Raw genomic sequence first — 26,668 nt, 5'->3', positions numbered from 1 at the left:
CGTAACCATGCAATAGGAAAGACGATGTAAAAATCAAGCCATATTTTCGTAAAACACCATGTTGTTTACGAAAATATGGCTTGCATGATATTCGCCCCTAAGGTAAAATTCTTACGAGATTAAAGGAAATTGTTGTTATGCCGTCTTCTACGAATCAGAGGTCTGACGTCCTACCTGTTGGGATGGCAACTGGACAGCAGGAGTGAATGACATTGAACATCAAGGGGAATGCTCGATCATTGTGTCTCTTGGTTATGGATAAAATCAAGAGCGATATCGAATCAGGGCAGAGGCGTCCTGGTGAACGCTTGCCATCAGAAGCAGAGCTGTCCAAACAATTGGGCGTTAGCAGAGCGACGCTTCGCGAGGCACTTCGTCTTCTGGAAGAAGAGAAAATTGTAATTCGCCGACATGGAGTAGGCACCTTTATTAACTCCAAGCCTGTTTTTTCTGGAGGAATTGGGGAACTATTTAGTGTGACTGATGCAATTGAGCGTCAAGGCTACACGGCGGGTACGATAATCTTGAAGACTTCCTTTGGAGAGTCTGCAGAAGAAGAGCGGAAACGTCTGTCCCTTAATCCGGGGGAAGGCGTACTCATGGTAGAGCGTATACGCACCGCGGATGGATTGCCCGTGGTTTATTGCATTGACCGTATTCCCGCACACCTGGTGCCCGAGGGTTACACCGCAGGGGGAGAATCTATCTTTACATGGCTGGAGAGCACGACGGGAATTCGCATCTCCTATGCAGTCGCTGAGATTGAACCAATGGGCTACAATGAAAAGGTTTCCAATCTGCTGCAGTGTGATAAGTCGACGCCGTTGTTGTTGCTCAAACAAATCCATTACGATGAGAGCGAACGTCCAATCTTGTTTTCCCACAATTACTTTCGGGCTGACAAGATTCACTTCCATGTCGTGCGCAGACGGTTGTAACGGTGGGGCAACCCACATGAAACAATTTCATTTACATCAAAAACAGGGGGTAATCTCGCATGAAAAAGGTTCTTTCCGTCCTCTCTGTTGCAACGCTTAGCCTGTCACTCGTACTGGCTGGTTGCGGCAGTAAAACTGAGGCACCTCAAGGACAAACTGGCACTGGTACTGAAGGAGCAGCTCCTGCTGCAACGGCAAAAGTCGGTATGGTTACTGACGTCGGTGGTGTAAACGACAACTCCTTCAACCAAAGCGCATGGGAAGGCCTGCAAAAGCTTCAGGCAGAACTGAACCTGCCAAAGGAAAACGTAAACTTCCTGCAATCTACCAGTGATGCTGATTATGTACCTAACTTGACCCAATTTGTAAAAGACAATTGGAATCTGACATGGGGTATTGGCTTCCTGATGGGTGACCACTTGAAAAAAGTTGCTGATGAAAACCCAGATGCAAAATTGGCGATCATCGATGCTGAAGTACAGGCTCCAAACGTAGAATCCGTATTGTTCAAAGAGCATGAAGGATCCTTCTTGGCAGGGGTAGTTGCTGCGAAAATGAGCCAATCTAAGAAAGTTGGTTTCGTTGGCGGTGTTGAAATCCCAGTAATCAAACGTTTTGAAGTAGGCTTCGAAGCGGGTGTGAAAGCGGTTGACCCGAACGTTGAAGTAATCAAGATCTACACTGGTTTCTTCGATAAGCCAGACGAAGGTAAATCTGCTGCTTCCCAAATCTATGGTCAAGGCGCTGACATCATCTTCCACGCAGCTGGTGGTACTGGCGATGGCGTATTCAACGAAGGTAAAGACCGCAAATCCAAAGGTGAAAACGTTTGGGTAATCGGTGTTGACAAAGACCAATCCCTGACTTTCGGTGACGATATTACTCTGACTTCCATGGTAAAACGTGTTGATGAAGCTGTTTATCGTGTTTCTAAAGACGTAATCGAAGGTAAATTCGAAGGCGGCAAAATCGTATGGTTGGGTCTGGCTGAAGACGGCGTAGGTTTGGCTGACACTTCTAGCAAGAACGTACCAGAAGACGTATTGAAGCTGGCTGACGAATACAAGCAAAAAATTGTTAGTGGTGAAATCAAAGTACCTGCTGAGTAAGAAATATGAGGCTGCAAGCGGACAAGGCTAGTTCGAGCAACTAGCCTTGTTCTTTACCTACTAGACCCATAAAAACGGGGTGAACGTGGTTGAATTCGGTAAAAACAGTGGTTGAAATGAGAGGTATTACCAAGCGTTTCCCGGGTATTATCGCCAACGACAATATTAACTTGTCCGTGAAAAAAGGGGAAATTCACGCGCTACTTGGAGAAAATGGCGCCGGCAAGTCTACACTTATGAACGTTTTGTTTGGTTTGTATCAGCCTGAGGAAGGCGAAATCCTTATTAATGAAAACACGGTCAAGATCACGAGTCCCAATGTAGCAAATGAACTCGGTATTGGCATGGTGCATCAACACTTTATGTTGGTAGAAAAATTTACAGTGACAGAGAATATTGTGCTAGGAAATGAACCGAAAAACGGGTTACAAATAGATATAAAGCAGGCTGTAAAGGCTGTCGAGCAGCTGTCGAAACAATACGGCTTACAAGTTGACCCAAATGCGAAGATTGAGCAGATCTCGGTAGGTATGCAGCAGCGGGTAGAGATTCTCAAAACCTTGTACCGCGGTGCAGATATCCTGATTTTTGATGAACCGACAGCTGTCCTGACTCCTCAGGAAATCAATGAACTCATCGAAATCATGCATAACCTGGTCAAGGAAGGCAAGACGATTATCCTTATTACGCACAAGCTCAAGGAAATTATGGCTGTATGTGATGCCGTTACAATCATTCGCAGAGGGAAAGTCATCGACTCTCTTATGGTCAAGGATACGAATCCTGATGAATTGGCAGCCAAGATGGTGGGTCGAGAAGTGAATTTTCGCGTGGACAAGACGGAAGCGCAACCAAAAGGACCAATCCTGTCGGTGGAGAATGTCGTGGCGATGGGGAATCGCGGTGTAAATGCCCTCAATGGCATTAGTCTTGAGGTGCGCGCCGGTGAGATCCTGGGAATTGCTGGCGTGGATGGCAACGGACAGAGTGAACTCATCGAAGTTCTGACGGGTCTTCGCAAAATCACAAGTGGTCGCGTCCTTCTTAATGGGAAAGAAATCACCAATCATACTCCGCGTGACATCTCGGAATCAGGCTTGTCTCATATTCCAGAAGACCGTCACAAACGCGGTTTGATTCTTGATTTCACTATGAGTGAGAATATGGTACTGGAAACTTATTTCCACCCAACGTTTAACAAAAACGGTTTTCTCGATTATGGCGCTATTGACAAGCATGCGGCAAGGCTGATTGAAGAATTTGACGTACGTACCCCAAGCATTCATACACCTGCTCGAGCACTCTCAGGTGGTAATCAGCAGAAGGCGATCATTGCCCGTGAAGTGGACAAGAATCCGGATCTGTTGATCGCAGCACAGCCTACTCGCGGATTGGACGTAGGGGCGATTGAGTTTATTCACCGCCGACTCGTCGATCAGCGTGACAAAGGCAAGGCTGTTCTGATGCTTTCACTTGAGCTCGATGAGATCATCAACGTGGCGGATCGCATCGCTGTGATTTACGAAGGGAAGATTGTTGGAATCGTGGATGCGAAGTCCACAAATGAGCAAGAGCTGGGCTTGATGATGTCTGGCGGAAAACGGATGCAAGGAGTAGGAAACGATGAATAAAGCGATTGCCGTTTTTACCAAAGAATCGTTCCTCGTCCCAGTCATTGCGATCATACTCGGTCTACTGGTCGGTGCAATCGCCATGCTTGCAGGTGGTTTCAATCCGATTTTGGCCTATACGGCATTGGTCGAGAAAGTATTTGGCAGCGCCTACAACTTTGGCGAAACCATTCGGCAGATTACACCGTTAATCTTCACGGGACTAGCCGTTGCCTTCGCGTTTCGGACGGGTTTGTTCAACATTGGTGCGGAAGGCCAATTTATTATCGGAATGGTCGCCGCAACGACAGTGGGGGTTACATTGGACCTTCCCGCTTTCATTCACGCACCATTGGCGATCTTGGCAGGTGCGGTAGCAGGCGGGCTGTGGGGCTCGGTAGCAGGCTATCTGAAGGCCAAGCGCGGCGTGAACGAAGTTATCACGAGCATTATGATGAACTGGATTGCGCTTTACCTTGCCAACTGGGTAATGAACTCTTTCTTCGTCCCAAAAGGTCAGCAACGCTCTGAAATGGTAAGTGATTCGGCAATTATCACGATTACCTGGTTATCTCAGATGTTTGACAACGCTCGCTTGCACTGGGGCACGCTTATTGCCGTAGTGGCCGCCATTTTCTTTTACGTTATCATGTGGAAGACAAAAACAGGTTACGAATTGAGAGCGGTTGGTTTGAACCCGCATGCCTCCGAATACGCAGGGATGAACGTCAATCGCAATGTTGTAAAAGCAATGTTTATCAGTGGTTTGTTCGCAGGTATTGGTGGAGCCAGTGAGATTCTTGGGGTATTCCACTACCAGGCCATTCTCACATCGCAGCCGGGATACGGATTTGACGGGATTGCCGTTGCATTGATCGGGGGGAATACACCGATCGGGGTTATATTAGGGGCGATACTGTTCGGAATCCTGAGCTTTGGTGCGGCTGGAATTAAGTTTACTGCAGGTGTGCCCGTTGAGTTGATTCGTGTCGTGATTGCTTCCGTCATCTTTTTCGTGGCAGCACATGGGATTGTGAAAATTTTTGTGAAGCCTATTTTGAAGAAGAAGGAGGGTGGAAACTGATGGATTGGGGAGTCATTGCAAGTAACCTCGTTCATGATACCATCGTGTTTTCCACTGCCTTGATATTTGCATCATTGGGTGGATTGTACTCTGAACGATCTGGCGTCATTAACATTGCATTGGAAGGTATGATGATCATCGGTGCCTTTACTGGTGCGGTCATCACATTTTTGTTCCAGGATTCGGCCACTTCAATGGCACCCTGGATCGGCTTTATGGCGGCTGCGATTGCCGGTGCACTATTTGCACTGCCTCATGCGGTAGCATCCATTACATTCAAAGCTGATCAGACCGTTAGCGGCGTTGCACTCAACTTTTTGGCTGCGGGGTTGGCCGTCTACCTGACCAAAATCATTTTTAATGGTGCTGGGCAGACCACAACACTGACCAGTGTGTTCAGCAAATGGGAAATTCCATTGCTGAGTGACATACCCTATCTCGGTCATGCCATTTTTGAAGCATATCCAACCAGTTTTCTCGCCTTTATTGTCGTTTTCTTTACCTGGTTCCTTCTATTTAAGACGGCATTCGGCCTGCGCCTGCGAGCTGTCGGTGAGCATCCGCGTGCAGCAGATACCGTCGGGATCAGCGTGAAAAAGATGAGATACACGGCTGTCATGATCAGTGGTGCATTGGCAGCCATGGGTGGTGCAACCATTTCATTAACTACAACCAGCAACTTTTCCCATAATACCGTATCCGGTCAAGGCTTTATCGCGATTGCTGCCCTGATTTTCGGTAAATGGCATCCTGCTGGTGCGATGGGAGCGGCACTGTTCTTCGGGATCGCGCAAGCCATCAAGTCATTGGTGCAAGTCTATGGCCTGACCAAATACGTACCGACGGAGTTCATCTTTATGCTTCCGTACGTTTTGACCATCCTGGTCATGGCGGGTCTGGTAGGTCGATCCAGCGCACCTGCTGCTCTGGGTAAACCATACGAAACAGGCTCTCGTTAGTTGACATAATTTACGCCTAGAACCCGGCTCTTTCCCTATGCGATAATTTTTCGTGAATCTCGCACGAGGGAGGGATAGGATGACACGCTGTTTACATAACAACAGCAGACATCTGTGGCCGAGGATTCTAGGCGTTTTTTCAGTTTGTATCATACTGATGCTGACGCTAGGGGATAAGGCAGATGCTGCTGAACCGGGTCCCGTAATTTCGCTGGTGATTGACGGTAGAGGGGTATCAGCTGATGTACAGCCGATCCAACGAAACGGACGGATGCTGGTTCCCATTCGTGTCATTGCAGAACAAACGGGTGCTCAGGTGCAATACGATGGTGCTATCAGACAGGTAGTCGTTTCGAATCAAGGCAAACGAATCGTCATCCCGATCGATCAGTCTGCAGCCTATGTCGATGGCAAACGGGTAACACTTGATGTTCCTGCAACAATCGTAAAGAAAAGAACGCTGGTCCCTATTCGCTTTGTCAGCGAATCGCTGGGGTATCAGGTCGACTGGAATGCTGCCTCCAAGGTAGCGATGGTATGGACCAAAAAGCAAACTGCTTCTGCCTCGGCAAAAGACACTTCCAATCCGTACATCGTTCAAGAAGGGGACAGTTTGTTTTTGATTGCGAAAAGGCACAACACTTCAATTGAGAATTTGAAAAAAAACAATCAATTGACTTCGGATGCATTGCTCGCTGGTCAATTGCTGTATTTGACGAATCAAGCAAAACCAGCGGCCTACAGTCCGAAGAAAACAGCTGGTAATCAGCAGCTGCTGCGCGATGACTTTGTTTTTCCGCTTGCTGCTGAAAATGAGTACGAGCCTTATGTTGACAGCTTCGGTTCGAATCGGGAATGGACCGAGAGCGGCAATGGCAGTGTGCGCTCGCATGAAGGCATCGATATCATGGCACCTACAGGGACACCAGTTTATTCGGTATCCTCAGGAACCATCAATCGGATCGGCTGGAACACGTATGGAGGCTGGAGAATAAACATTACCGATGCAGGTGGAGCCTATAAGATGTACTACGCGCATCTAAGTGCTTTTGTACCTGGAATAAAGGTCGGACACAAAGTATCAACGGGTCAAATGATCGGGTTTGTGGGAGATTCAGGTTATGGTGCGCCTGGAACCACCGGGATGTTTTCACCCCATTTGCATTTTGGCCTGTATCAAGCGAGTTCAGGTAAAGCTATAGACGCTTACAACTACCTTCGTTACTGGGAACAGAATAAAGTGAATCATTCCAACTGAAATTGGGGCAAACTAGCAGGAGGTAATCCTTTGGAAAGAAAGGAGGGCTCTGCTGTGTGGATTTGCCCCTATTGTGGAGGGAATCACGGTCTGCCCTTCCACGACGAGCAGCTGGACGGCATGTTGTGTCTGGGGTCCGATTGTGGACGGTTTGTAGAGGAAAGCCTGATTCCTGATGATGCGCGGGAATGGGATTTTTCAGATCTGTGATGAAGAATATCGATGTTCGGTATACATGCTTTGCAAGGCTGCCTGATAAGGGCAGCCTTTTTCTTTCCTTTTTTGAGCTTTGTAGAGGCGAAAATCAAGTTTTGTTTACTCGCTGGCCTGTCAATTGGTTACAATAGAGGAGAGTAAGCTGATGCAGAAGGGAGAATGGAGTATGAGCACCCACTTGACCGAAATCGCGTTTAACAGCTCCCAGGTAAACGGGATGAACGTACATATTTTGCCAACTGGCAAGTTTAAAACCACGACGATTGTGACCATGATTGAACAAGCGTTGTCTGAAGAGACTGTTACCAAAACAGCACTGCTGGCGATGGTGATGAAACGGGCGAGCGCCAGGTTCAAGGAAACCAAGCGTTTGCGTGAACATCTCGACTTTTTGTATGGCGCTATTTTTGATGTAGATGTAACAAAAAAGGGTGAACGTCAAATCCTGCAGATCTACATGGAAGTGCCGAATGAAAAGTACCTGACACAAGCGGACTCTCTTCTTGAAGAGGCGATTCAATTTGTAGGCGATATGCTGGTGAGACCTTGCGTGGAGAACGGGGCATTTCTGGAAAAATACGTAAAGCAAGAGAAGGAAACGCTACGTAAACGGATCGAAAGCTTGATCGATGACAAGATGAAATATGCCAATCAGCGCGTAACGGAAGAAATGTGCAAGGGAGAACCATTTTCTTTGCTTGTGCAAGGACGACTGGAGGATTTGCCGTCTATCACTGGAGAAGATCTGTATCAGTACTTTCAGGAATTGATGGCTTCCAATCCAATCAATATGTTCGTAGTTGGAGATGTGGATGCGGGACGTGTGAGACAGGCAATTGAAACCCATATACCCCTGCAGCGCTCAACCATAAAAACGCTGGAGATTTCTACTCCTGAAAAAAATATACAGGAAGAACGAACCACGGTAGATCGGTTGGATGTCAGTCAGGCGAAGCTGAATATCGGCTGCCGTACGAACATCACGTACAAGGATGAGGAATATCCTGCACTCCTTCTATACAATGGCATTCTTGGCGGATTCCCACACTCCAAGCTTTTTGTCAACGTGAGGGAAAAAGCGAGTCTGGCGTATTATGCCGTGTCGCGACTGGAGAGCCACAAGGGCATTTTGATGATCATGTCCGGCATCGAAGCCAAGATGTTCGATCAGGCTGTGGAGATTATCAAAGCGCAAATGGAAACCATGCGCCAAGGAAAGATCTCGGAGGAGGAATTGAGCCAAACCCGGGCTACCTTGACCAACCAGTTCCGAGAGCTGTTGGATAGCGCGAGAATGATGATTGATTTCACGTATAACGGTTTGTTGAGTGGACGCAAACGGCAGCTGGACGAATTGCTTCAAGCCATCGAAACGGTGTCCATTGACGACATCAAGCAAGTAGCCGACAAGGTGAAGATCGATATGATTTATCTGCTGCGGGATAAGAAAGGGGATGCGTAAGCGTGCAAACGACCGTTTTTGAGCAAGTAAAAGAAACCGTCTATCACGAAACCCTGGAGAATGGCTTGAAGGTGTTTCTTGTACCCAAGCAAGGCTTTAGTAAAACGTACGCTGTATTCACGACACGCTACGGCTCCATCGACAGCCATTTTCAGACTAAAAGCGGAGAGGAAATCAACGTGCCTGACGGAATCGCCCATTTTCTTGAGCACAAGATGTTTGAGAAAAAGGATCGGGATGTCATGCATGAGTTTAGCAAAAATGGAGCTTCGTGCAATGCCTTTACCAGCTTCAATCGGACGGCATACCTCTTTTCGTGCACGGATAAGCTGGATAGTAATCTGAATCTGCTGCTGGATTATGTTCAGGAGCCGTATTTTACGGATGCGAGCGTAGAGAAGGAAAAAGGAATTATCGGGCAGGAAATAACCATGTATGACGACAATCCGGACTGGAAAGTCTACATGAATCTGCTCAAGGCCCTCTATCAGGATTATCCGATCAACATTGAGATCGCAGGAACGATTGAAACGATTTCTCACATTACCAAAGAGTACTTGTACCAGTGTTACGATACCTTTTATCATCCAGCCAATATGCTTCTCTTGGTTGTGGGCTCTTTTGAACCGGAAGCTGTGATGAAGCTGATCCGGGAGAATCAGTCAGGCAAAGATTTTCCGCCAGCTCCGCAGATCTCCAGAATTTTTCCGGAGGAGCAGTCTAGTCCAGCAAAGCCGCTGATCGAGGCAAATTTGGCGGTAGGTTTGCCTAAATGCATGATCGGTATCAAAGAGCGGGAGAATGGTTTGACGGGTGAAGCGTTATTAAAGCGTGACCAGACGACTAAATTGTTGTTGGACATCGTGTTTGGCACTAGCTCATCGGTCTATGAAAAGCTGTATGACAGTGGATTAATTACGGAGAGTTTTGATTTTGATTACAGTTGTGAAAAGGACTATGCCTATTCCATTCTTGGCGGAGATACACCTGATCCGGAAAAACTCGTCGAAACCATCAAGAGTGTGATGGAAGAATGCAAGCAAGCTGGAATTGACGAGGATGCATTCGAACGTGCGAAGCGGAAAAAGATCGGCAATTTCATGCGTGGTTTGAATTCCGTCGAGTTTATCGCGAATCAGTTCACCAACTACAAATTTAACGGCAATGATCTGTTTTCTGTCCTGCCGCTACTGGAGTCCATTACACGCGAAGATGTGGAAACACGCATGAAGGAGCATTTTCTGATTGATCAGATGGCTGTATCCATCGTCCGTTCCGCTTCGGCACAGGAGTAGTGAATACTGATGGAACAACAAACGCCTTGGGCGTTGGTGACGGGAGCTTCCGGTTCTATCGGCCAAGCGATAAGCCGTGCATTGGCCAGTGCGGGAGTTCCTCTTTACCTGCATTACAATCAATCAGCCGATAAGCTCGCCCCAATCCTTCAGCTATGTCAGGATTTGGGAGTGCCTGTACAGACGTTGCAGGCAGATTTGCGCGATCCCGATCAAATCAACCGGATGTTTCAGCACATACAGGTTCCGCCGCTTCTTCTGGTCAACAACGCCTCAGCAGATCATGTAGGGCTGTTCACAGATGTTTCCGTGCCGTTGTTCGATGAAATGGTGGCCTTGAATATACGATCCAGCTTTTTGATCACGCAGCAAGCGCTGCCAGCGATGCTCAGAGAAAGATACGGTCGCATTGTGAACATCACGTCTGTCTGGGGAATGACAGGTGGCTCCTGCGAGGTGCTTTATTCCCTTACCAAGGGTGCGCTTAATACGTTTACTAAGGCGCTGGCAAAAGAGATGGCACCAAACGGAATAACAGTGAATGCTGTTGCTCCGGGTGCCATACAAGGCGGAATGATGGAGAGGTTTTCACCGGATGAAGTGGAAGCAATCGCGGATGAGATCCCTGCTAACCGCTTGGGAAGACCAGAGGAAGTGGCCGCTGTTGTTCGTTTTTTGCTGTCTAGGGATGCCAGCTATCTAACCGGACAAATCGTCAGTCCAAACGGCGGTTGGTACACGTGATGTAGTGCTTGTGGATGCATAGTTCCGCTCTAAAGAAGGAATTCTACTTCTGTGTGGGTAAACATCTGCCCGCAACATACAGAGGGAGGGAATTTCCACATGTCGATTCTTGACAATTTTCGTGACTGGAAAGAGTTTCTCGGCGATCGAGTAGAGCAGGCGAAACAAGCAGGCATGGAGAGCGAAACCCTGCAAAATGTGGCTTATCAAATTGGTGGCTACTTATCAGAGCAAGTGGATCCGAAAAATGATCAAGAGCGCCTGTTGAAACAGCTGTGGGACGCGGGAGACAAAGAACAGCAACAAGCATTGGCTTCACTTATGGTGAAACTGGTGCAAAGTCCGGAAAATATCAGCCGTGGTAACTAACAGATAAAATCCCCGACATAGGGGATTTTTCTTTTCTTCGATTGTCGAAAGTTGGGAAAATGTTATACTACATAAGAAGGCAATTTTGGTGTCGGAGAGGATATGCAGATGGAAGCAAAAAAAGAGTGGTATTTGGAATATGAGATTTCGCGCAACCGTCCCGGATTGTTAGGGGACGTGTCTTCTATTTTAGGTATGCTGAACATTAATATTTTGACGATTAATGGTGTAGATACCATGCGCCGTGGAATGTTGCTTTTGACCGATGATGATGAAAAAATTGAGGTTCTGCGCAATGTTGTGCAGAAAATGGACAACATAACCATAACACGCTTGCGGCCGCCAACCATGCTGGATCGACTAGCTGTTCGGCATGGTCGCTACATCGAGCGTGATAGCGAAGACAAGAAAACCTTTCGCTTTGTGCGTGATGAATTGGGGCTATTGGTTGACTTTATGGCTGAAATCCTGAAAAAGGAAGGTCATCAACTAATTGGAATACGCGGCATGCCTCGCGTTGGCAAGACCGAATCCATGATTGCTGCCAGCGTCTCGGCCAATAAGCGCTGGACATTTATTTCGTCTACTCTCTTGCGCCAGACCGTTCGAAGCTCGTTAGCCATTGATGAGTTGTCTACGGATCATGTATATTTAATAGATGGGATTGTTTCCACACTGCGTTCGACCGAAAAACACTATTCCTTGCTTCGTGAGATCATGAATTTCCCTGCCGCGAAGATTATCGAACATCCGGATATTTTTGCAAGAGAGTCAGAATATGAAATGTCAGATTTTCATTACATCATTGAGTTGCGACATCATCCGGATGAGGAAATCACTTACGAGTTGATTAACAATCGCGGCTTCGATAATTTCGATATGAATTAAGGAGGGTAAGCTGTGTCTGAGCTAGGTCAAGTACTCCAAAGGGCCCGCGAAGAAAAAGGGATTTCACTCGACGACATCCAACGAATCACCAAGATACAACGACGCTATTTGGAAGCGATCGAAAGAGGCCACTTTCACGTACTACCTGGCCACTTTTATGCGCGTGCATTTATCAAAAGCTATGCGGAAGCCGTTGGACTCGACGCCAATCACCTTATGAATCATTTTCAATCGGATTTGCCTGCCCAGCCACCCGTTGAGCAGGCAGAACGCTTGAGAAGGCGCCGAGTATCGACGACCAACAGTCCCATCCAGGCCGGACGCTGGATTACCAAGGCACTTTTAGTGTTGTTCGTAGCTTTGATCATTGGGGTTTCGTATGTGGCTCTCGTCAACAACGACGGGAGTGTAACACTTCCCATTCCTGGGGAAAAGGTAACACCAGGTGCAGAAATCGTATCTCCCGGACAGGGTGGAGCCGCAACACCACCGATTGCTCAAACACCAGTGCCTCCAAACAACCAGACGCAGACTCCGGATCCTTCCACGACTGCACCTCCTGTCGTTGAAACACCGCCAGTGACCGTAACATTTGAGTCACAGCAAGGCTCCATGTATAACTACGCTTTGCAAGGCGGCGAAAAAATTACAGTGAAATTGAAAGTGAAGGAAGACAGAAGCTGGTATGGCGTTTCGGAAGGAAAAGGGAAAACCTATGTTGGAACTGGAGAATTGAAGAAAGACGAAGAAAAGACGATCGAGCTTGGAAAAACGGCTTATGTCCGTCTCGGTAAGCCTATGATGGTAGAGTTGACCGTGAATGGCGTAGTTGTAGACACCTCCCAAATGAAGTCTATGCCGTCAAATATTGTGATTGCAGTAAAAGAGGCGGCTGCACAGTAGGCAAGCGAATGCTTGCCTTTCATACTTTTGTCTCTTTTGACACTTCCTTTGGGCTTATATTATACTGGATAGGTGTAATCTGGGCTGGTGTGACCAATTGGAGGAAATGGAATGGCAGAGAAGGTAGGCTCGCGAGAAAAAGTTGCGATTGTAACATTGGGCTGTGAGAAAAATCTTGTCGATTCCGACATGATGGCCCATCTGATAGATGAAAAAGGCTATGAACTGGTCGCCAATCCCGAGGATGCGACTGTAGTCATCGTCAATACCTGTGGCTTCATCGACGCTGCAAAGGAAGAATCGGTCAACAAGATTCTCGACATGGCTGAGATGAAAGAAGCTGGAAAACTAAAATCACTTGTGGTGGCAGGCTGTCTCACACAACGTTACAAAGAGGATATCTTGAACGAGATTCCTGAGGTGGATGGCATTGTCGGAACAGGTGATTTTATGTCCATTACGGGGATCATCGAAGAGTCGCTGGACGGAAAGCGTCCGATCTACGTTGGTAATCCGATCTTTACCTATGAAGATGTGGTGAAGCGCAAGGTTAAGCAGGGGACGTATTCGGCTTACATCAAAATTGCCGAGGGATGCGATAATGCATGTACGTTCTGTAGTATCCCGCTCATGCGTGGAAACTTCCGTAGTCGTACGATTGAGTCCATTTTGGAAGAAGCACGTCATTTGACAGCGCAAGGAATCGTGGAGGTCAGCCTGATCGCGCAAGACTCCACCAACTACGGGACGGACATCTATGAAGGCAAGCATATGCTGCCTGAGCTTTTGGACCGTTTGGCAGAAGTGGAAGGAATAGAGTGGATTCGTCTGCACTATGCGTATCCCGGATTCTTTACAGATGAGCTGATTCAAACATTCGCCAACAATCCAAAAGTGTGCAAATACGTAGATATGCCTTTGCAGCACTCTGAGGACCAAATCCTTAAAAGAATGCGCCGGCCTGGACGTCAGACGGATATTCGCGCATTGGTCGCGAGAATACGGGCACAGGTCCCAGACGTGGCATTGCGCACTTCTCTGATCGTTGGTTTTCCTGGAGAGACAGACGAGGACTTTGAGCGTCTGTGTGAGTTCGTAAAGGATATTGAGTTTGATCGTTTGGGTGTGTTCACCTATTCCAACGAAGATGATACACCGGCATCCAGGCTCCCCGATCATGTTGACGAGGAATTGAAGGAAAAGCGGGCGAATATTTTAATGGAGATCCAACGCGAGATCGCCAGCAAGCGAAATGGTCGGTTCGTCGGGCAGGTTCTGGACGTACTCATTGAACGCTATGAAGGACGCAATGACATTTATGTAGGTCGCACACAGTACGATGCTCCTGAAATTGATGGCGAAGTCTTTGTCTCTGGTTTCAAAGGAGAACTTGGCACCATCGCCAAGGTGAAAATCACGCACTCCTATGAATACGATCTTGCCGGGGAGGTAGTCTAGGTGAATCTTGCCAACCGCATCACCCTCACCAGGATCTTCCTGGTTCCGGTAGTTATGTTTTTTCTGCTGGTGCGTTACAACATTGGGACTTTTACTATCGGTACCCTAACGATGACGTATAACGAGCTGATTGCGGCTTTGGTGTTCATCCTGGCAGCCAGTACGGACGGACTCGACGGTTATATCGCCCGGAAAAATAAAATGGTCACCAACCTGGGGAAGTTTTTAGACCCGCTTGCGGATAAACTGCTTATCTCTGCGGCCTTAATATCCTTGGTTGAAATGCAGCGTCTCGAGGCATGGATCGCCATCATCATTATCAGCAGGGAGTTTGCCGTGACCGGATTGCGGTTGATTGCGGCGGCAGATGGAAAGGTAATTGCTGCCAGCGCATTGGGCAAACTAAAGACGTGGGTTCAGATCGTCGCGGTCACTGTCGTGATGATCCGCAACTTCCCATTTGAGTTTTTGGGCATTCCGTTTGATCAGGTAGCGATTTGGGCGATGGTCATCATCACCCTTTATTCCGGGTACGACTACTTTGCGAAGAATCGCAACGTTATCCAATACTCGTAAAGCGGGTATTGGACTCTTTTTTCACCGTGAAGAATTCATCGGGGAGGTGCTGGGGCTCATGGTTGCCACAGCGCGTGCCTCTCCCATGACATCAGAAAAGCCTTTCCCATAAAGCGCGGTCACACCTCTATAGAACAAAACCTCTTTTAGGCTTTTTAATAAGAGACTCTTCTCCCAGAAGGTTGTCGGTGATAGACTGTCTTTTTAGAGGCTTTTCTACTCACAAAGAGAATGGATGAGGGACATGAGAGCGGAGATAATTGCTGTGGGAACCGAGCTCTTGCTTGGTCAGATTGCCAATACGAATGCACAGTACCTGTCGCAAAAGTTGGCGGAAGTCGGCATCGGCGTGTATTTTCACACAGTTGTGGGGGATAACACACAGAGATTGCTTCAGACTATCAGGCTGGCTGCAAGCAGATCCGATCTGGTCGTCTTTACGGGTGGATTAGGTCCTACTCAGGATGATTTGACCAAGGAAACGGTGGCAGAACACATTGGCGTTGGACTGGAAATCAACTCGCCAGCTATGGCGCATATCGAAGCATTTTTCGAACAGCGCAAGATGGTAATGACGGAAAATAACCGCAAGCAAGCCCTAGTCATAGAAGGTAGTCATGTGTTCACCAACGACTACGGGATGGCACCAGGGATGGGGATTGCGCACGAGGGCACGACATTTATCCTCTTGCCAGGGCCGCCAAGCGAGCTGTATCCAATGGTGGAAAGCTATGTCATGCCATATCTGATTCAGCTGTTGCCGGACAAACAGGTCTTTCATTCGCATGTGCTACGCTTTTATGGAATTGGTGAATCCGCTTTGGAAGCCCAGCTGCTGGATTTGATCGACAGCCAGGATAACCCGACGATCGCGCCATACGCCAAGGAGTTTGAAGTGACTTTACGCGTCACGGCCAGAGCTGCAACTGTGGATGAAGCAGAAGCGTTGATTGCGCCGGTGGAGCAAGAAATTCACGATCGGCTAGGGCAGTATATATACGCGATCGGTGAATCGTCTTTGCATGAGGTTTTTGTCTCCGAGTTGAAGCGCAGGGGGGAAACGGTTGCTTGTGCAGAAAGCTGTACAGGTGGTTCTGTCGCCTCGTTGATCACCATGGTGCCCGGCAGTTCTGCCGTATACAATGGTGGTATTGTTTGCTACACCAACGAGGTCAAGCATCGTTTTCTGGATGTGCCGGAATCGGTGTTGCAAACAGATGGTGCGGTCAGTGAGACAACCGCTCGAATTCTAGCTGAAAGCATCAGAGAAAAATTAGGCTCAACCTACGGCATATCGGTTACTGGCGTAGCGGGCCCCGATCCATCTGAGGGGAAGCCTGTGGGTCTGGTTTATATCGGGATTGCCGCAGAAGGCATGCCGACAGTAGTGAAGGAATTGCGGCTGGCTGGAAAGAGACATGCCATTGTCAAGCGTGCCGCTAAATATGCGCTGTTTTATGCGCTGCAAATGCAAAAAGAAAGGTGACGTATTCATGACGATTTTTTCAGATTTTCCTTTACATAAATCTATCCTTCAAGCCATTCACGATATGGGCTTTGAGGAACCATCGCCGATTCAGGCAGCTTGTATTCCGAAAGTACTGGAGGGCGGCGACCTGATCGGTCAAGCTCAAACAGGTACAGGGAAGACGGCAGCTTTTGGTATTCCGCTTTTGGAAAAAGTAACACCTGCAAATCGCGTACAGGCGATCATTCTCACGCCTACCCGTGAACTGGCGATCCAGGTAGCTGGCGAGCTCTTGCGAATTGGAAAGTACAACAAAGTGCGGACCTTGCCTATCTACGGAGGTCAATCCATCGGCCATCAGATCCGTGCACTTCGTCAAGGTGTTCAGGTTGTGGTCGGTACGCCAGGTCGTGTACTGGATCATCTGCGCCGCAAAACGCTGAAGCTGGAAGGTGTACATACGCTTGTTTTGGACGAGGCAGACGAAATGCTCGACATGGGCTTCGTGGACGATATCGAAACGATCATTAACCACCTGCCTGAAGACCGCCAAACCTTGCTCTTCTCGGCAACCATGCCGCCAGAAATCAAGCGCTTGGCTACCCGTTACATGAAGTCTCCGCAAACGATTGCTGTCAGCCGCGAGGAAGTGACAGCTCCACTGATCGAGCAAGTGTATTACAAAGTGTTCGACCGCAATAAGCTGGAAAGCCTGTGCCGCATTCTGGACAGTGAAGATGTGGAATTGGGGATCATTTTCTGCCGTACCAAACGCGGTGTAGATGAACTGACTGAGATGCTGCAATCACGGGGTTACTTGGCTGATGGCTTGCATGGCGACCTGTCTCAAGCTCAGCGTGATAAGGTGATGAATTCCTTCCGTGAGGGTTCGATTGAGTTTTTGATTGCGACAGATGTGGCAGCACGCGGTATTGACGTCGGCAATGTATCCCATGTCATCAACTACGATATCCCGCAGGATTCCGAGAGCTATGTACACCGGATTGGCCGTACGGGTCGTGCTGGACGCAAAGGGATTGCCATGACATTGGTGACTCCGCGCGAAGTCAGACAGATGATGTTCATTCAGAAGCAAACCAAAGCACAGGTGCTCTCCCGCAATGTACCATCGCTTGAGGAAGTAGCGGAGCGCAAGCAGGAACAGCTGCGTGAACAGCTGATCAGCCTGCTGGAGAGCGACGCCATTGCTGAGATGTATCAAAAGGTTACAGATTCTCTGGTGGAACAGTATCCGGCAGAAAAAATTGCTGCTGCAGCTCTGCACCTTGCTTTCCATAGTGAAGTGGCGGAAGCAAAAGAGCCTGAAGCATACAACTTCGGAGAGACTGGTGCTGCCAAAGGCATGGTCCGCTTCTTCCTGAACGTGGGACGCAATGCCAATATAAAGCCACAGGACCTGGTTCGCGAGATTTCCGAGTCGGTGGGGATCCCTGGGAAATCGGTAGGTCGGATCGACATTTTCGAGAACTTTACTTTTGTTGAAGTTCCGGAGGATGTAGCAGCTTTTGTTTACGAATCGCTGCGTCAAACGCGAATCAACGGCAAGCGCATCAACCTCGAGCCTGCGAAGCCTCGCGGAGCAAAGCGTTCTTAATACACAAGACCGGAACAGCCATTCGCTCATAGATGATGCGGATGGCTGTTTTATGCATGCGAATATTTGTTCGTAAAAAATACTTGGCAAACCGTTCTATCTCGATGTATGATGAGTACAAGAACAAATGAACCGAATAGTTGAAAGGGTGTGTACCATTTGTCAGATCGTCGCGCAGCTTTGGAAAGTGCATTGCGTCAAATAGAAAAGCAGTTCGGAAAAGGTTCCATTATGAAGTTGGGGGAAGTAGCCAACATCCAGGTTTCCACCGTGTCCAGCGGTGCCTTGGCCCTTGATATTGCCCTTGGAGTGGGTGGATTCCCACGCGGACGAATTGTAGAAGTATACGGGCCAGAATCCTCTGGTAAAACGACCGTTGCTTTGCATGCGATCGCAGAAGTGCAAAGACAGGGTGGTCAAGCGGCCTTTATCGATGCGGAGCATGCGTTGGACCCTGTATATGCGGCCAAGCTTGGCGTCAATATCGAAGAGCTGCTGCTTTCCCAGCCGGACACAGGGGAACAAGCGTTGGAGATCGCGGAAGCGCTGGTTCGCTCCGGTGCCGTAGACATTATCGTAGTCGACTCCGTAGCAGCTTTGGTTCCGAAAGCGGAGATCGAGGGCGAGATGGGAGATTCCCACGTAGGTTTACAGGCGCGTCTGATGTCGCAAGCACTGCGTAAACTCTCTGGTGCGATCAACAAATCGAAAACGATTGCGATCTTCATTAACCAGTTGCGTGAAAAAGTTGGTGTCATGTTTGGGAACCCTGAAACGACACCAGGTGGGCGAGCACTTAAATTCTACGCCAGCGTGCGTCTTGATGTTCGCAAGGCTGAGTCGATCAAAGTGGGCAACGACATCTTGGGTAGCAAAACCAAGATCAAGGTTGTGAAAAATAAAGTAGCTCCTCCATTTAAAGTAGCAGAAGTCGACATCATGTATGGGGAAGGTATCTCCCGCGAAGGTAGCATTCTGGATATCGGTGCTGAGATCGACGTGGTGCAAAAGAGCGGTGCATGGTATTCCTTCAATGAAGAGCGCTTGGGTCAAGGACGTGAAAACTCCAAGATCTATCTGAAAGAGAATCCGCACATCGCAACCCAGATTGAGGTAAAAGTTCGCGAGTACTACAGTCTCAATCCGAGTTCGATTCCGGCTACTGAGCCTGTGCATGATCCAGAACAAGACGAAGAACCAGCCTTTGATCTGGACTAATGGAGCGCATATGAGGAAGCAGCCTGTCGGTGAGACAGGCTGTTTTGCTTCTACTATCGGAGTTTAAGTGCGCAAAAGCGCAAAAGGATTAGCGGATGATAGTATACGTGCAACATAGTGAGACTTCGAACGGAGTGAGTTAGCCCCTTGGGTACAAAGGCTCCGCCAAAGGCTTGCCGCAGCCAAGTTTTCAAAAAAACGAGCTGCCAGAGGAGTGGAAAAGGATGACGAACGGAGTTATTACGGGAGTTCATCAGGATCAAAAACAGAAGCAACGTTATCATATCTATGTCGAGGACGCTTTTGCCTTTTCGGTGCATGAAGACATCCTCGTCAAATACAACCTGTTCAAAGGAAACGAAGTGGACGAATCCTTTTATCAGGAAATCGTATTGGCAGAGGAAAAGCACAAGGCGTATTTGGCTGCTCTTCGTTATCTCGGAATCCGCCCGCGGACGGGCAATCAGCTTCAATCCTATTTGCTAGAAAAGGGCTTTTCCTCGGAGATCGCAGAAGAAGTATGCCGACGCTGCAAGGAACAAAAATACTTGGACGATCAAGCATTTGCTAGACAGTGGGTTGATGAGCGATTGCGTTTGAAGCCAAGGAGCTCATACATGCTGCGTATGGAATTGCAGCAGCGCGGCGTGGAGAAAGCGATCGTGGAAGAGGCTGTGAGTGCAGTATCACGGGAAGATGAGCTTTCTGCAGCCCGTGCTCTCATCGAGAAAAAGGTGCGTCGCCTGCAAGGACCGCCAAATCCCGATGAAGAGAGAAGGCTCCTTTCCATGCTTATGCGGAAGGGTTTTTCTCATACGATCGTTCAGCAGATCAGGGGCGAATTGCGTCAGCGTACAGATGGATAAGCGTGACTCTATTTGCATCTTCTTGACAATTCTTGTTCACAAATAATAAAATAGGTTTGTATTTACTTGGTGTATCATAACTTTTTTGCTGATTTGCTCACTCGTTGCCTGTGGAACAACTGAAAACCCGTGCAATGATTGTGCGGCTTCAGCGGACCGAGTAACATCGGTCTTGTTTTTTAGTCGAACGTTCTATGAGAGCAAAGTCGACAAGCGGCACTCCATGAAAAACGAATGCTTGGAAAGTGGGGAGATGTCAAACAATAAGGAGGTGAAACGAAAGAGCCTATGGAAACCATTATTACTGTAGTCATTGCGCTTGTTACCTTGCTGATCGGCTTAGGTATTGGCTACTTCGTCCGCAAGTCGATTGCGGAAGCTAAAATCGGCAGTGCAGAAGTAGCTGCGCTCCAGATTGTAGAAGAAGCGAAACGGGACGCCGAAGCCGTGAAAAAGGAAAAGGTGCTGGAAGCCAAGGATGAAGTGTTCAAGCTTCGTTCCGAAGCAGAAACCGAGCTGCGCGAGCGTCGCAACGAGATCCAGCGTCAAGAACGCCGCATTCTTCAAAAAGAAGAGGCGTTGGACCGCAAGATGGAACAGCTGGAACGCAAGGAAGAAGAGTTGTCCGAGCGCGACCGCTCCATCGCGGAATTGCAAAGCAAGGTCGAGCAATTATATAAAGAGCAAGTATCTGAGTTGGAACGTATCTCCGGCATGACACAGGAAGAAGCCAAAACGATCATCCTGACAGATGTGGAGAATACAGTCCGCCATGAAATGGCCGTCATGATCAAAGAGATCGAGACACAGGCGAAGGAAGAAGCAGATAAGCGTGCACGTGAAATTATCACGACTTCCATCCAGCGTTGTGCAGCGGATCACGTAGCAGAGACAACTGTATCCGTTGTCACGTTGCCTAACGATGAGATGAAAGGACGAATTATCGGTCGCGAGGGTAGAAATATCCGCGCATTGGAGACCTTAACCGGAATTGATCTCATTATTGACGATACTCCAGAGGCAGTGATTCTTTCAGGGTTTGATCCGATTCGTCGAGAAATTGCCAAGACGGCTTTGGACAAGCTGGTTGCAGATGGACGTATCCACCCTGCTCGTATTGAGGAAATGGTGGAAAAAGCACGTCGCGAAGTCGATGAACGAATTCGTGAATACGGGGAGCAAGCAACCTTTGAAACCGGTGTTCATGGATTGCATCCTGATCTGATCAAGATTCTCGGACGTCTGCGCTATCGCACAAGCTATGGTCAAAACGTACTGAAGCACTCGATGGAAGTAGCTCACCTCACAGGTTTGATGGCTGCTGAATTGAAAGAAGATGTGAAACTGGCAAAACGCGCTGGTCTTCTTCACGATATTGGAAAAGCGATTGACCATGAAGTGGAAGGCTCCCACGTCGAGATCGGTGTGGAACTGGCCAAGAAGTACAATGAGCATCCTGTGGTGGTGAACAGTATTGCTTCCCATCACGGCGATACGGAACCAACTTCCGTTATTGCCATGCTTGTGGCTGCTGCCGACGCTTTGTCTGCTGCTCGTCCAGGTGCGCGTCGTGAGACATTGGAAACCTACATACGCCGTTTGGAGAAACTCGAAGAGATCTCCGAATCGTTCGATGGGGTTGAGAAGTCCTACGCGATTCAAGCTGGGCGCGAAATTCGCGTCATTGTACAACCTGACAAAATCGACGATGCAGAAGCAACCCGCTTAGCACGCGAGATTACCAAGCGAATAGAAAATGAACTCGACTACCCGGGACACATCAAGGTAACTGTGATCCGTGAAACGCGGTCCGTTGAGTATGCAAAGTAAAGTGGCTAATCAGCCACTTTACTTTTTTTCGTCGAAGGCACAGACCAGAGACATTTTTCTTCTGGAGTTGATGTAGTGTATACTAGCAACGAGGTGATGTTGGAATGAAGCTGTTGTTTATCGGTGACATAATGGGTTCTCCAGGCAGGGAAATGGTGAAAGCGTACCTGCCTATGCTAAAAAGAAAGTACCAACCTACATTCATTGTCGCGAATGGTGAGAATTCGGCACATGGAAGAGGCATTACAGAGAAAATCGCGAAAGAATTGTTTGAGAGCGGTGTGCATGCTATTACACTCGGGAATCACACCTGGGATCATAAAGATATCTATGACTTCATTGATGGAGAACCGCGGTTGATTCGTCCGGCGAACTTTCCAGAAGGGGCTCCGGGAAGCGGCATTACCTATGTCAAACAATCAGAAGGAGAGCTTGCGGTTATCAATTTGCAGGGGCGAACCTTTCTGCCTCCATTGGACTGCCCGTTCAAGCTTGCAGACAAACTGGTGGAACAGGCACGCAAGCGCACCAAATTGATCTTTGTTGACTTTCATGCGGAAGCGACTTCAGAGAAACAAGCTTTGGCGTGGTATCTGGATGGAAGAGTCAGTGCAGTCGTAGGAACACATACACATGTGCAGACGGCGGATGAACGAGTGCTGCCAAAAGGGACGGGTTTTTTATGTGATGTTGGGATGTGCGGCCCAAGCAATGGCATCTTGGGAATGGAGAAAGAGGCGGTCATTCGCAGATTCTTGACGCAGCTGCCGGAGCGATTCGAGGTAGCGCCAGATCCTGCGCAGTTGAATGCGGTCGTCATCACGTTGGACAAATCGACAGGAAGCGCAAAAAAACTGGAACGGATACGAATTGACGAGCACCATCCGTTTATGGAATAATAAAGAAAAGAATTGAATTTTTTGAATCTTTCTTTTGGAATAGCAGGAATTTTTAGGGGTTATGCGAATATCATTCTAATGATGACAGGATTCCTATCAGACGGGAGGTTCAAAAGGATGGAAGTATTAAAAGTTTCAGCAAAGTCTAACCCCAATTCCGTTGCTGGTGCCCTTGCTGGAGTGCTTCGCGAACGCGGGGCTGCTGAGATCCAAGCCATTGGTGCTGGGGCACTTAATCAAGCTGTGAAGGCCGTAGCAATCGCACGAGGGTTCGTAGCGCCGAGTGGAGTTGACCTCATATGTATTCCAGCCTTTACCGACATCGTGATTGATGGAGAAGAGCGTACTGCAATAAAACTCATCGTAGAGCCCAGATAATGAAATATGTCTGTTGTCATGCCTGTTTGTTCGATGAATGAACAGGTTTTTTCGTTTGTCCGATAATGTAGCTGAGCCAAAGAATAGGCCAAGCATATCGGACAACAGGCTATGGACATAGGTCAGTGCATCAGACAAACGGTACGTCATTCACATATCCTGTATTGGAAGCGGGAACGTTTGATTTCAAGCTGTACAGGCGTATTAAAGTAAGTCATTGAGGCTATTCTGATTGTAGGTAGGACAACGTTTTTTCCTGTTTCCAAGCGTTTTTCAAAGGAAAAGGAAAAAGAAAAGAATGGATTCAAAATTGTACACGGAAATTGGTTGCGTGTTTTCGGAAACGTGCTACAATGATACATGAGGATATTAATGAACCAAAGTTCAACATTTAATTCAGGTCAAAAGTAAGTTGAGTAAAAGCACTTGCAATTTTACATGGACAGGACTACAATTGTTACTGTCTATGCACAATTTTGTCACATCTTATCGAATCAATCGATAGAAAAGCTGCTTTTTCTCACAGTCACTGAAAGGGTGGAATCTGAATGATTAGTCAACTTTCATGGAAAGTTGGAGGACAACAAGGGGAGGGTATCGAGAGTACTGGTGAGATCTTCTCGATGGCAATGAACCGGATGGGTTACCATCTGTACAGCTACCGCCACTTCTCTTCCCGAATCAAAGGTGGACACACAAACAACAAAATCCGTGTTAGCACAACACCTATGCGCGCGATTTCTGACGACCTCGACATTCTCGTCGCGTTCGACCAAGAAACCATCGATTTTAATGCGCATGAGCTTCGTGAAGGCGGTATCATTATCGCTGATGCGAAATTTAACCCTAAATTGCCAGACGGTTTGAAAGCGGTTCGATTCTTTACTGTGCCCCTGTCTGAAATCGCAGATGAGCTGGGTACTTCTCTGATGAAGAACATGGTTTCCATCGGTGCGTCCAGTGCTATTCTGGGTATTCCGGTTGAGAGCTTCCGTGTAATTGTAGAAGATATGTTCCTCCGCAAAGGTGAAAAAGTCGTTGAGAAGAACATGGACGCGATTCGCCGCGGATTTGAATTTGTTACAGAACTGACAGGTGGTCAACTGCCTGAATTCCAGTTGGAAAAAGCAAACCCTCAAAAACAGCTGTTCCTCATCGGAAACGATGCGATCGCGCTTGGTGCTGTAGCAGCAGGTTGCCGTTTCATGCCTGCTTACCCGATTACACCTGCTTCTGAGGTTATGGAATACCTGATCAAAAAGCTGCCTAAGTTGGGCGGTACTGTTATCCAAACAGAAGATGAGATCGCAGCGATCACGATGGCAATCGGTGCAAACTTTGCCGGTGCTCGTTCTTTGACAGCATCTGCTGGTCCTGGTCTGTCCTTGATGATGGAAGCAATCGGTCTGGCAGGTATTACTGAAACGCCAGTCGTTATCGTAGATACACAACGTGGTGGTCCTTCTACAGGAATGCCAACCAAAATTGAACAATCCGACGTGAATGCAATGATCTACGGTACTCACGGCGATGTTCCTAAAGTTGTTATCGCTCCAAGTACAGTAGAAGAGTGCTTCTACGATACTGTTGAAGCGTTCAACATTGCAGAAGAATACCAACTCCCTGTTATCCTGATGACTGACCTTACTCTGTCTTTGGGTAAACAAACTGTAACCCCATTTGAATATGACAAAGTAGAAATCCGTCGTGGAAAATTGCTTGCTGGACAAGAACTGCCAGAGAAAGAGCAAAACGACCTCTTCAAGCGTTATGAAGTAACCGAAGACGGCATTTCTCCACGTGTTATTCCTGGACAAAAATACGGTCTGCACCACGTAACAGGTGTTGAGCATGACCAAACTGGTCGTCCATCCGAGAACGCTGCTAACCGTGTTCAACAAATGGATAAACGTATGCGCAAGCTCGATGGCGTACTGAAAAATTTCAAAAACCCAGTAGTTGCAGATGCACCTCATGCTGATGCTGACGTTCTGATCGTGGGTATCAACTCCACAATCGGTACGATTCAAGAAGCGAAAGTGCGTTTGGAGCAAGAAGGCGTGAAAGTAAACCACGCTCAAATTCGCTTGCTGCATCCATTCCCTGCTGAAGAAGTGAAAGCATTGATGGATAAAGCAAAACAAGTGGTTGTGGTAGAGCACAACATCCAAGGTCAAGTAACAAACCTGATCAAACAAAACGCTGGTGGCGCAGACAAGATCAAATCCGTTCTGAAATATGACGGTAACCCGTTCTTGCCTAAGGAAATCTATGCAGAAGTGAAGGAGTTGGTAAATCATGGCAACTATGAAAGAGTTTCGAAATAACGTTAAGCCAAACTGGTGCCCAGGTTGTGGTGACTTCTCCATTCAAGCTGCGATTCAACGTGCTGCTGCGAACGTAGGTTTGGAACCTGAAAATCTGGCACTTATCTCCGGTATCGGCTGTTCCGGTCGTATCTCCGGTTACATCAACTGCTACGGACTCCACGGCATCCACGGTCGTTCCTTGCCAATCGCACAAGGTGTGAAAATGGCAAACCGTGAACTGACAGTTATCGCTGCTGGTGGAGATGGGGATGGATTTGCGATCGGTATGGGTCACACTGTACACGCAATCCGCCGCAACATGAACATTACGTATATCGTTATGGATAACCAAATCTACGGTCTGACAAAAGGTCAAACCTCCCCGCGCTCCGCGACAGGTTTTGTGACCAAGTCTACACCGGCCGGTTCCATCGAGTCTTCCATCTCTCCTGTAGAGTTGGCGCTGTCTGTAGGAGCAACCTTCGTGGCACAATCCTTCTCCAGCGACCTGAAAGGCTTGACCGAGTTGATCGAAAAAGGTATCCAACACGAAGGTTTCTCCCTGATCAACGTATTCAGCCCTTGTGTAACCTATAACAAAGTAAATACCTACGACTGGTTCAAAGAAAACATCGTTCCAGTTGACACAATCGAAGGCTACGATCCACACGACCGTGTGAAAGCAATGTCTGCTTCGATGCAACACAAAGGCTTGATTACAGGTCTGATCTATCAAGACACCGAGAAAAAACCTTACGAAGCACTTGTTACAGGCTTCAAAGAAGAAGGTTTGGCAAATCAAGATATTCGCTTGTCTGAAGAAGATTTTGCGAAATTGGTTGCTGAATTCGCATAAGGTTTTGAGCAAGAAGGGGCGGTTCCATTACGGAATCTGCCCCTTTTTTGCTATATAGGAAAGTATATAATTTTGAGGGGCGCAAGTCCCTCTATTTGTTGGTAAAATCGTTATATGGAGACAAATATTCTTAAACAGATTTTTATCGATCATTGGAATCCCTTTGTTAAAAAGTATGGGGAAAGAATCCGTCCTTCGGTTCTGAAAGAAGTTCAAAAGTTTCTTAACTGCGGAAACCCTAAAAACGGATTTAAACTATTCGTTTGTGAAGGATGTCATCATACAAAAAGAGTTCCATTCCGTTGTAAGGGACGATTTTGTACCACTTGTTCATGCGGTGAAACCGAAGAGTGGAGTCGT

25 protein-coding genes are annotated in these 26,668 nt (G+C 47.8%); all 25 read left to right on the top strand.

Features of this window, described 5'->3' with window-relative positions; genetic code table 11:
* Positions 1 to 212 precede the first annotated feature (212 nt).
* The gene (locus EDM52_RS02845) at positions 213 to 938 is read left to right on the top strand and encodes a GntR family transcriptional regulator (RefSeq protein WP_122907492.1); all 726 of its coding nucleotides are present in this window, start codon (positions 213 to 215) and stop codon (positions 936 to 938) included.
* A gap of 59 nt (positions 939 to 997) precedes the next feature.
* A complete protein-coding gene (locus EDM52_RS02840; protein ID WP_122907491.1) occupies positions 998 to 2,047 on the top strand; it encodes a BMP family lipoprotein in 1,050 nt (349 codons plus the stop codon).
* 89 nt (positions 2,048 to 2,136) lie between these two features.
* Entirely contained in the window at positions 2,137 to 3,678 is a 1,542-nt protein-coding gene (locus tag EDM52_RS02835; protein ID WP_122907490.1) for an ABC transporter ATP-binding protein, read from the top strand.
* Complete coding sequence (locus EDM52_RS02830; RefSeq protein WP_122907489.1) at positions 3,671 to 4,741, top strand: ABC transporter permease; 1,071 nt, start codon at positions 3,671 to 3,673, stop codon at positions 4,739 to 4,741. Before EDM52_RS02835 ends, EDM52_RS02830 begins: the two co-directional genes overlap by 8 nt.
* A complete protein-coding gene (locus tag EDM52_RS02825; protein WP_122907488.1) occupies positions 4,741 to 5,700 on the top strand; it encodes an ABC transporter permease in 960 nt (319 codons plus the stop codon). The genes EDM52_RS02830 and EDM52_RS02825 overlap by 1 nt, the downstream gene beginning before the upstream one ends.
* A gap of 79 nt (positions 5,701 to 5,779) precedes the next feature.
* Positions 5,780 to 6,958, top strand: coding sequence for a stalk domain-containing protein (locus EDM52_RS02820; protein ID WP_122907487.1), 1,179 nt, complete (start codon positions 5,780 to 5,782; stop codon positions 6,956 to 6,958).
* Positions 6,959 to 6,988: 30 nt separating this feature from the next.
* Positions 6,989 to 7,168, top strand: a complete 180-nt coding sequence (locus EDM52_RS02815; RefSeq protein WP_122907486.1) for a hypothetical protein — start codon at positions 6,989 to 6,991, stop codon at positions 7,166 to 7,168.
* A gap of 172 nt (positions 7,169 to 7,340) precedes the next feature.
* Positions 7,341 to 8,636: an EF-P 5-aminopentanol modification-associated protein YfmF gene (gene yfmF, locus EDM52_RS02810; protein ID WP_122907643.1), complete on the top strand. Its 1,296-nt coding sequence runs from the start codon at positions 7,341 to 7,343 to the stop codon at positions 8,634 to 8,636.
* A 2-nt stretch (positions 8,637 to 8,638) separates the two neighbouring features.
* Positions 8,639 to 9,931 (top strand): EF-P 5-aminopentanol modification-associated protein YfmH, encoded by a 1,293-nt coding sequence (gene yfmH / locus EDM52_RS02805; RefSeq protein ID WP_122907485.1) that lies wholly within the window; start codon positions 8,639 to 8,641, stop codon positions 9,929 to 9,931.
* A gap of 9 nt (positions 9,932 to 9,940) precedes the next feature.
* Positions 9,941 to 10,675 carry an elongation factor P 5-aminopentanone reductase gene (ymfI, locus tag EDM52_RS02800; RefSeq protein WP_183184799.1) on the top strand — a complete coding sequence of 245 codons (735 nt, stop codon included), beginning with the start codon at positions 9,941 to 9,943 and terminating at the stop codon, positions 10,673 to 10,675.
* A gap of 99 nt (positions 10,676 to 10,774) precedes the next feature.
* Positions 10,775 to 11,044, top strand: a complete 270-nt coding sequence (locus EDM52_RS02795) for a DUF3243 domain-containing protein (protein ID WP_122907483.1) — start codon at positions 10,775 to 10,777, stop codon at positions 11,042 to 11,044.
* Between the two features lie 108 nt (positions 11,045 to 11,152).
* On the top strand, positions 11,153 to 11,932 hold the full coding sequence (locus tag EDM52_RS02790; RefSeq protein WP_122907482.1) for a YmfK family protein: 780 nt from the start codon (positions 11,153 to 11,155) through the stop codon (positions 11,930 to 11,932).
* Positions 11,933 to 11,944: 12 nt separating this feature from the next.
* Positions 11,945 to 12,835, top strand: a complete 891-nt coding sequence (locus tag EDM52_RS02785) for a helix-turn-helix domain-containing protein (RefSeq protein WP_122907481.1) — start codon at positions 11,945 to 11,947, stop codon at positions 12,833 to 12,835.
* Positions 12,836 to 12,946: 111 nt separating this feature from the next.
* Entirely contained in the window at positions 12,947 to 14,293 is a 1,347-nt protein-coding gene (gene rimO / locus EDM52_RS02780) for a 30S ribosomal protein S12 methylthiotransferase RimO (RefSeq protein WP_122907480.1), read from the top strand.
* A complete protein-coding gene (pgsA, locus tag EDM52_RS02775; protein ID WP_122907479.1) occupies positions 14,294 to 14,869 on the top strand; it encodes a CDP-diacylglycerol--glycerol-3-phosphate 3-phosphatidyltransferase in 576 nt (191 codons plus the stop codon).
* 244 nt (positions 14,870 to 15,113) lie between these two features.
* Positions 15,114 to 16,355, top strand: coding sequence for a competence/damage-inducible protein A (locus EDM52_RS02770; protein WP_122907478.1), 1,242 nt, complete (start codon positions 15,114 to 15,116; stop codon positions 16,353 to 16,355).
* A 7-nt stretch (positions 16,356 to 16,362) separates the two neighbouring features.
* Positions 16,363 to 17,952, top strand: a complete 1,590-nt coding sequence (locus EDM52_RS02765) for a DEAD/DEAH box helicase (RefSeq protein WP_122907477.1) — start codon at positions 16,363 to 16,365, stop codon at positions 17,950 to 17,952.
* Positions 17,953 to 18,111: 159 nt separating this feature from the next.
* A complete protein-coding gene (gene recA, locus EDM52_RS02760; RefSeq protein ID WP_122907476.1) occupies positions 18,112 to 19,170 on the top strand; it encodes a recombinase RecA in 1,059 nt (352 codons plus the stop codon).
* A gap of 224 nt (positions 19,171 to 19,394) precedes the next feature.
* Positions 19,395 to 20,036: a RecX family transcriptional regulator gene (locus EDM52_RS02755; protein WP_122907475.1), complete on the top strand. Its 642-nt coding sequence runs from the start codon at positions 19,395 to 19,397 to the stop codon at positions 20,034 to 20,036.
* A 288-nt stretch (positions 20,037 to 20,324) separates the two neighbouring features.
* A complete protein-coding gene (gene rny, locus EDM52_RS02750; protein ID WP_122907474.1) occupies positions 20,325 to 21,866 on the top strand; it encodes a ribonuclease Y in 1,542 nt (513 codons plus the stop codon).
* 104 nt (positions 21,867 to 21,970) lie between these two features.
* On the top strand, positions 21,971 to 22,765 hold the full coding sequence (locus EDM52_RS02745) for a TIGR00282 family metallophosphoesterase (protein WP_122907473.1): 795 nt from the start codon (positions 21,971 to 21,973) through the stop codon (positions 22,763 to 22,765).
* Positions 22,766 to 22,882: 117 nt separating this feature from the next.
* Positions 22,883 to 23,143 carry a stage V sporulation protein SpoVS gene (gene spoVS, locus EDM52_RS02740; protein ID WP_003385776.1) on the top strand — a complete coding sequence of 87 codons (261 nt, stop codon included), beginning with the start codon at positions 22,883 to 22,885 and terminating at the stop codon, positions 23,141 to 23,143.
* Between the two features lie 548 nt (positions 23,144 to 23,691).
* On the top strand, positions 23,692 to 25,470 hold the full coding sequence (locus tag EDM52_RS02735; RefSeq protein WP_122907472.1) for a 2-oxoacid:acceptor oxidoreductase subunit alpha: 1,779 nt from the start codon (positions 23,692 to 23,694) through the stop codon (positions 25,468 to 25,470).
* Positions 25,442 to 26,308 (top strand): 2-oxoacid:ferredoxin oxidoreductase subunit beta, encoded by an 867-nt coding sequence (locus tag EDM52_RS02730; protein WP_122907471.1) that lies wholly within the window; start codon positions 25,442 to 25,444, stop codon positions 26,306 to 26,308. The genes EDM52_RS02735 and EDM52_RS02730 overlap by 29 nt, the downstream gene beginning before the upstream one ends.
* A gap of 114 nt (positions 26,309 to 26,422) precedes the next feature.
* Positions 26,423 to 26,668 (top strand): transposase zinc-binding domain-containing protein (locus EDM52_RS02725; protein WP_183184797.1); only part of this gene is annotated, 246 nt, incomplete at its 3' end.

This window comes from Brevibacillus invocatus (assembly GCF_003710915.1).
GTDB lineage: Bacteria > Bacillota > Bacilli > Brevibacillales > Brevibacillaceae > Brevibacillus > Brevibacillus invocatus.
Note: the sequence above shows the minus strand (reverse complement) of the source record. Positions and strands in the feature narration are given on the sequence as shown.